Below are 7,464 nucleotides of genomic sequence, written 5' to 3'. Positions count from 1 at the left end.
TGTCGACTGACACTCCGCCATCGCTAGCAGGCTAGCTCCCACAGGGGGGATTGTCTTTACCTTCAGATGGAATCAGGCCTTGAGATTGAGCAAGCTGCGCTCCATCCGCGCAATCCCTTCCTCCAGCAACGCACGCGGGCAGCCGAAATTCAGGCGGACGTACTGTTTGCAGTCATCGCCAAAATCCAGGCCTGGGCTGAGCCCGACCTTCGCCTGTTCAAGGAAGAACTGCTGCGGATTCTCCAGCCCCAGCGCCGAGCAATCGAGCCAGGCGAGGTAGGTGCTCTGAGGTACATTCATGCTGACACCGGGCAGGCGCGAACGAACGGCATCCACCAGGTAATCGCGATTGCTTTGCAGGTAATCCTTGAGCGCCGCCAGCCAGGGCCCGGCTTCGGCGTAGGCAACGCGTGTCGCTTCCATGCCCAGCGGGTTGACGCTGTCGACCATGCCGCAGCGTGCATGGTTGACGCGCTCACGCAGGGCGCGGTCCTGAATGATCATGAACGAAGTCTTCAGGCCGGCGATGTTGTAGGCCTTGCTCGCCGACATCAGCGTGATGGTGCGCTGGGCGATTTGCGGACTCAACGACGCGGTGGGAATGTGTTTGCGCCCGTCGAAGCACAGCTCGGCGTGGATCTCGTCGGAAATGATCCACGCGCCCTGTGCCAGGCAGATATCGGCCACGGCTTGCAGTTCTTCCCTTGGGAACGCTTTGCCCAGCGGGTTGTGCGGGTTGCTCAGCAGCAGCGCACCGCCGCCATCCAGCGACTGGCGCAAGGCATCAAGGGGCGTGGCGTACGTGCCATCTGCCATCGCCTCGAAGTTCAGTTCAACCTTGTTCAGCCCCCAATGTCCCGGTGCATGACGCAGTGGCGGGTAGTTGGGCGTCTGTACCACGACGTTCTGTTGCGGCTGGACCAGCGCCTTCAGGGCCATGTTGAAACCCGATTCCACGCCCGGCAGGAAAATCAGCTCCTGCGGCTCGACGCGCCAGGCGTACTTGTTCCAGAGGTCGGCAACGATGGCATTGCGCAAGTCATCCTGCGCCACGCTGTAGCCGAGCAACGGGTGTTCCAGACGTTTTTGCAGGGCCTGGATGATCACCGGTGGCGCGGCAAAATCCATGTCGGCAACCCACATCGGCAATACGTCCGCCGGGTAGCGGCTCCACTTGGTACTGCCGGTGTTGTGGCGGTCGAACACCTGATCAAAATCGAAAGTCATGCTCATCTCATAAAGGCCGGGATTAATTCGGCAGACATGATAAGCGCCAAGCCGTGCGGGAGCGAGCCTGCTCGATGGCGTGAGCAACTCCATGCCTGTGGGAGCGGGCTTGCCCGCGATGACGTCGGTACGGCCAGCATCATTATTTGCTGATCTTCCGCCATCGTGGGCAAGCCCGCTCCCAGATATTCCGACAAACGTCCGGCGGTCGGTTTTCACACTGTCTTCTTCTGCATTGTCTAGAGTTTGAAGTGTCGGTAGCCACGCTGCCGTCACCGTGATTGTCCAGAAAAGCCCGGCACAAGTACCGGGTCTCCACCTGATCAGGAGTGCACGATGGATCTCAACCGTCGTCAGTTCTTCAAGGTCGCCGGTATCGGCCTTGCAGGCTCGAGCCTGGGCGCGCTGGGCATGGCCCCGGCGCCGGCCTTCGCCGAGCAGGTGCGTCACTTCAAGCTTGCCCACACCCATGAAACCCGCAACACCTGCCCGTACTGCTCGGTAGGCTGCGGCTTGATCATGTACAGCCAGGGCGATGCCGCCAAGAATGTCGCGCAAAACATCATCCACATCGAAGGCGATGCCGACCATCCGGTCAATCGCGGCACGCTGTGCCCGAAAGGCGCGGGCCTGCTGGACTTCATTCACAGCCCCGGCCGCTTGCAATATCCGCAGGTGCGCAAGCCGGGCAGCACGGAGTGGACGCGCATTTCCTGGGATGAAGCGCTGGATCGCATCGCCGACCTGATGAAGGCCGACCGCGACGCCAACTTCATCGAGAAAAACGCCCAGGGCGAAACGGTGAATCGCTGGCTCACCACCGGTTTCCTCGCGGCCTCGGCGGCGTCCAACGAAGCGGGTTACATCACCCACAAAGTCATTCGCAGTCTCGGCATGCTGGGGTTCGATAACCAGGCGCGTGTCTGACACGGCCCGACGGTGGCAAGTCTTGCCCCGACGTACGGCCGTGGTGCCATGACCAATACCTGGACCGATATCGCCAACGCGAACCTGATCCTGGTGATGGGCGGCAACGCTGCAGAAGCGCACCCGTGCGGTTTCAAATGGGTGACCGAAGCCAAGGCGCACAACGCCGCGCGGCTGATCGTGGTTGACCCGCGATTCACCCGTACCGCGTCCGTGGCCGACTATTACGCGCCCATCCGCACCGGCACCGATATCGCCTTCATGGGCGGACTGATCAATTACCTGCTGACCGAGGACAAGATCCAGCACGAGTACGTACGCAATTACACGGACGTGTCGTTCATCGTCAAAGCCGGGTATGGCTTCGAGGACGGAATCTTCAGCGGGTACGACGTGGCCAAACGCGCGTATACCGACAAGTCCGGCTGGGGTTATGAACTGGGTGAAGACGGCTTCGTCAAGGTCGACCCGACTCTGCAAGACCCGCACTGCGTCTATCAATTGATGAAGCAGCATTACAGCCGCTACAACATTCAGTTAGCCAGTCAGATTTGCGGCATGCCCGTGGAAGCCATGCAAAAGATCTGGGAAGAGATCGCCACCTGCTCGCAACCGGGCAAGACCATGACGATCCTCTATGCTCTGGGTTGGACGCAGCACTCGATCGGTTCGCAAATCATTCGCAGCGCCGCCATGGTGCAGTTGCTGCTGGGCAACGTTGGTATGCCGGGCGGGGGCGTCAATGCCTTGCGCGGGCACTCCAATATCCAGGGGTTGACGGACCTGGGGCTGCTGTCCAATGCACTGCCGGGCTATCTGACGTTGCCGCAGGACGCGGAGCAGGACTACAACGCCTACATCATCAAACGCACGCAAAAACCATTGCGGCCGGGGCAGCTGTCCTACTGGCAGAACTACAGCAAATTCCACGTCAGCCTGATGAAAGCCTGGTACGCCGGCAACGCTACGGCCGAGAACAACTGGGCGTACGACTATTTGCCGAAACTCGACATTCCCAACTACGACATCCTCAAAGTGTTCGACCTGATGGGGCAGGGTAAGGTCAACGGCTACATGTGCCAGGGCTTCAACCCGATTGCCGCGTTGCCCGACAAAAACCGGGTGATGGCGGCGCTGGCCAGGTTGAAATGGCTCGTGGTGATGGACCCGCTGTCCACCGAGACCTCGGAATTCTGGCGCAACGTCGGGCCTTACAACGACGTCCAAACCGCCGGCATCCAGACCGAAGTGATTCGCCTGCCTACAACCTGTTTCGCTGAAGAAGACGGCTCGCTGGTCAACAGCAGTCGTTGGCTGCAATGGCACTGGAAAGGCGCCGACGGCCCTGGCGAAGCGCGCACCGACGTGCAGATCATGAGCGAGCTGTTCCTGCGCCTGCGTCAACGCTATCAAGCCCATGGCGGCACTTATCCCGACCCGATCCTCAAACTGTCGTGGCCCTACAGGATTGCCGACGAGCCGGCGCCGGAAGAGCTGGCCAGGGAGATAAACGGCTACGCCACCACCGACTTCACCGATGCGACGGGCGTGGCGATCAAGGGCAATGCGCAGCTGGCCGGCTTCGGCCAACTCAAGGACGATGGCAGCACCGCCTCAGGTTGCTGGATTTTCTGCGGCAGCTGGACCGAGACCGGTAACCAGATGGCCCGGCGCGACAACAGCGATCCGTACGGCATGAAACAGCATCAGGGCTGGGCCTGGGCCTGGCCAGCGAACCGACGGATTCTCTACAACCGCGCCTCGTGCGACCCGCAAGGCAAACCGTGGGACGAGAAAAAACGCCTGGTGTGGTGGAACGGCAAAGTCTGGGGCGGTACCGACGTGCCGGACTTCAAGGCCGACTCGCCACCGGAAGCCGGGATGAATCCGTTCATCATGAACCCCGAAGGCGTGGCGCGGTTCTTTGCCGTCGACAAGATGAACGAAGGCCCGTTCCCGGAACACTACGAGCCGTTCGAGACGCCCATCGGCATCAACCCGCTGCACCCGGAAAACAAGAAAGCCACCAGTAACCCGGCGGCGCGGATCTTTGATTCAGTGTGGGATTCCCTCGGCGTGGCCAAGGATTACCCGTACGCCGCCACCAGCTACCGGCTGACAGAGCATTTCCACTTCTGGAGCAAGCATTGCAAGCTCAACGCCATTTCCCAGCCTGAGCAGTTCGTCGAGATCGGCGAGGTGCTGGCCAAGGAAAAAGGCATCGTTGCCGGTGACCGGGTGCGGGTCAGCAGCAAGCGCGGGCATATCGAAGCGGTAGCGGTGGTGACCAAGCGGATACGTCCGCTGCAGGTCAACAATCAGGTGGTGCACCAGATCGGCATCCCGTTGCACTGGGGATTTACCGGGCTCACGCGTCACGGTTACCTGACCAACACCCTGGTGCCGTTCCTCGGCGATGGCAACACCCAGACCCCGGAATCCAAGTCATTCCTGGTCAACGTGGAGAAAGTCTAAATGGCCAGCCAAGACATCATTGCCCGCTCGGCCACCACGACGGTTTCGCCGTCAGTGCGCAATCAGGAGGAAGTGGCCAAACTGATCGACACCACCAAGTGCATCGGCTGCAAAGCCTGCCAGGTCGCCTGTTCGGAATGGAACGAGCTGCGCGACGACGTCGGTCACAACCTCGGCACCTACGACAATCCCCAGGACCTGAGCGCGGAGACCTGGACCCTGATGCGCTTCACCGAGCACGAAACCGACGCCGGCAACCTCGAATGGCTGATCCGCAAGGACGGCTGCATGCATTGCGCCGAGCCGGGCTGCCTGGCGGCGTGCCCGAGTCCGGGGGCGATCATCAAGCATGCCAACGGCATCGTCGATTTCGATCAGGACCACTGCATCGGTTGCGGTTATTGCATCACCGGATGTCCGTTCAACATCCCGCGGATCTCACAAAAGGATCACAAGGCCTACAAGTGCACGTTGTGCTCGGACCGGGTCGCGGTGGGCCTGGAACCGGCCTGCGTGAAAACCTGTCCGACCGGGGCGATTGTGTTCGGCACCAAGGACGACATGAAGGAACACGCCGCCGAACGTATCGTCGACCTCAAGAGCCGCGGCTTCGCCAACGCCGGTCTTTACGATCCCGAAGGCGTGGGCGGCACGCACGTCATGTACGTGTTGCATCACGCCGACACGCCGGTGCTGTACGCCGGTTTGCCGAACAGCCCGACGATCAGTCCGCTGGTGGAATTGTGGAAAGGCGTAAGCAAACCCCTGGGCTTGCTGGCCATGGGACTGGCGGTACTGGCCGGGTTCTTCCATTACGTGCGCATTGGCCCGCAGTTGGTTGAGGAAGATGAACTTCCGATCCTCAAAGACCCTGCGGTACACGAAGTCGATCCGGCGGTGCACACCTTCGATCCGCGCGGGGAGGACAGACCATGATCCGCAGACAGATCCTGCGCTACACCTCGAACCAGCGCACCAACCACTGGCTGGTGGCGATCTCCTTCATCATGGCGGCGTTGTCGGGGCTGGCGCTGTTTCATCCGGCGCTGTTCTGGCTCAGTCACCTGTTCGGCGGCGGGCCATGGACGCGCATCCTGCATCCGTTCATGGGCGTGGTAATGTTTGTGCTGTTCCTGGGGCTGGTGATTCAATTCTTTCGGGCGAATTTCTTTATCAGCAATGACCGCTTGTGGCTGCGCCGCGTCGGGCGGGTGATCCAGAACGAGGAGGAGGGCGTGCCGCCGATCGGCAAGTACAACCCTGGGCAGAAGCTGCTGTTCTGGACGTTGCTGCTGTGCATGCTGGTGCTGCTGTTCAGCGGGCTGGTGATCTGGCGCGCATATTTCAGCGAGTATTTCGGCATCACCGCGATTCGCTGGGCAATGCTGCTGCATGCCTTGGCGGGATTTGTATTGGTGTTGAGCATCATCGTGCACATCTACGCCGGCATCTGGATCAAAGGCTCGGTGAGCGCCATGGTGCATGGCTGGGTCAGTCGCGCCTGGGCAAGGAAACACCATGAGCTCTGGTACCGGGAAGTGACGCGCGACGAGCACCCCGAACGACCGGTCAGCAAAAAAGGATAAGCACCTTGGCGACGATTCTTGAGCCTGGCGAGATTGAAGCGGCGGCGAGTTCTCCGCCGTTTCTGCACCTGCCGCCGAACAACCTGTTCGCGTTGCGCGCGCGGCGACTGGAACGGTTGGCTGAGGGGCATCCTTTGGCCGATTACCTGCTTTTGGTGGCCGGGCTGTGTGATGTTCAGCAGCAGATGATGGACGATCCGCCCGTCAATGCGTTGCCCAATTCCGAACGCTTGCGGGTTTGCCAGCAGCATGGCTTGCCGCCGTTCGCTGCCGACGGTCTGGTGCGCGAGGACGATTGGTTGCCTTGGCTCGACGCGCTGTTGCAGCGTTATCGGCCACCGTCGCAACTGGAAGTCGAGAACGCGATAACCCGTTTGCGCAATGCCAGCGTCGGCCAACTTAAAGCCTGGGCGATTGCTTTGGTCAGTGGCCAGTTTGCGTTGCTGCCGGCGGAGTTGGTGCCCTTTCTGGGCGCCGCATTGCAGGCCGCCTGGAGCCATTGGTTGCTGAGCACGCCTGATCTGGCCTTGAAACCCGGCGACAGTCTCAGCCAGTGTCCGGCGTGCGGTTCGCCGGCGATGGCCGGGGTGATCCGCCATCGCGGCAAACACAACGGCTTGCGCTATCTGGTGTGTTCGCTGTGTGCCTGCGAATGGCATGTGGTGCGGGTCAAATGCGTGTATTGCGAGCAGAGCAAGGGGCTTGAATATGTCAGCCTCGATGATGATCGCCACGCCGCCAACCAGGCACCATTGCGCGCTGAAGTCTGTCCCGGTTGTCGCAGTTATCTGAAACTGTTGTACCTGGAAAACGACGCTGACGGCGAAGCGCTGTCGGGTGACTTGACCAGCCTGATGCTGGACATGCGCCTGGAACAGGAAGGGTATCAACGGTTGGCGCCGAATCTTTTGTTTGCGCCTGGGGGGGATTGAAGCTTTCTTGCTGTGGCCTCTCGGGGACATATCCATTTTTTCGGTAACGGCCGCCTATGGTTCCGCTCTTACAGCGGGTTACTTGGAAAAGCGCCAACTAACCAAGCGCTTTTGCCCCGTTCGTTCGGAACCCGATCTCCTGTGGGAGCTAGCCTGCTAGCGATGATCGTTAACGATAACGCGGGCGATCTGAATCAACACGGTGTCTGGACGTCCATCGCTAGCAGGCTAGCTCCCACAGGGGATTGTTGGCGGGCATGACACTGGTGTTTCCCACCAATGATCCTGACAATCAGGCTGGCTATCAGGCCGCCTCG

Annotated in this window: 5 protein-coding genes; 4 read left to right on the top strand and 1 reads right to left on the bottom strand. The window is 60.7% G+C overall.

Annotated features, from left to right (window positions below; genetic code table 11):
- Positions 1-72: 72 nt before the first annotated feature.
- Complete coding sequence (locus tag Q7W83_RS15185) at positions 73-1,227, bottom strand: MalY/PatB family protein (RefSeq protein ID WP_473656289.1); 1,155 nt, start codon at positions 1,225-1,227, stop codon at positions 73-75.
- 336 nt (positions 1,228-1,563) lie between these two features.
- Here Q7W83_RS15185 and fdnG point away from each other — a divergent pair, with 336 nt between their 5' ends.
- From fdnG to fdhE, 4 genes are read left to right on the top strand one after another with little or no spacing between them, the layout of a single operon-like run.
- Positions 1,564-4,629, top strand: coding sequence for a formate dehydrogenase-N subunit alpha (gene fdnG / locus Q7W83_RS15180; protein ID WP_150636474.1), 3,066 nt, complete (start codon positions 1,564-1,566; stop codon positions 4,627-4,629).
- Positions 4,630-5,565 (top strand): formate dehydrogenase subunit beta, encoded by a 936-nt coding sequence (gene fdxH / locus Q7W83_RS15175; protein WP_473656288.1) that lies wholly within the window; start codon positions 4,630-4,632, stop codon positions 5,563-5,565.
- Positions 5,562-6,215 carry a formate dehydrogenase subunit gamma gene (locus Q7W83_RS15170; protein WP_150636476.1) on the top strand — a complete coding sequence of 218 codons (654 nt, stop codon included), beginning with the start codon at positions 5,562-5,564 and terminating at the stop codon, positions 6,213-6,215. Before fdxH ends, Q7W83_RS15170 begins: the two co-directional genes overlap by 4 nt.
- A gap of 5 nt (positions 6,216-6,220) precedes the next feature.
- On the top strand, positions 6,221-7,147 hold the full coding sequence (gene fdhE, locus Q7W83_RS15165; protein ID WP_150636478.1) for a formate dehydrogenase accessory protein FdhE: 927 nt from the start codon (positions 6,221-6,223) through the stop codon (positions 7,145-7,147).
- The last annotated feature ends 317 nt before the right edge of the window (positions 7,148-7,464 follow it).

This window comes from Pseudomonas sp. 300, from assembly GCF_055803035.1.
This window is presented reverse-complemented; position numbering and strand designations above follow the sequence as displayed.

Bases quoted from the DNA above. Each gene is read 5' to 3' on its own strand.
- fdxH (WP_473656288.1), top strand. From the start codon at position 4,630: ATGGCCAGCCAAGACATCATTGCCCGCTCGGCCACCACGACGGTTTCG.
- Q7W83_RS15170 (WP_150636476.1), top strand. From the start codon at position 5,562: ATGATCCGCAGACAGATCCTGCGCTACACCTCGAACCAGCGCACCAAC.
- Q7W83_RS15185 (WP_473656289.1), bottom strand. From the start codon at position 1,227: ATGACTTTCGATTTTGATCAGGTGTTCGACCGCCACAACACCGGCAGT.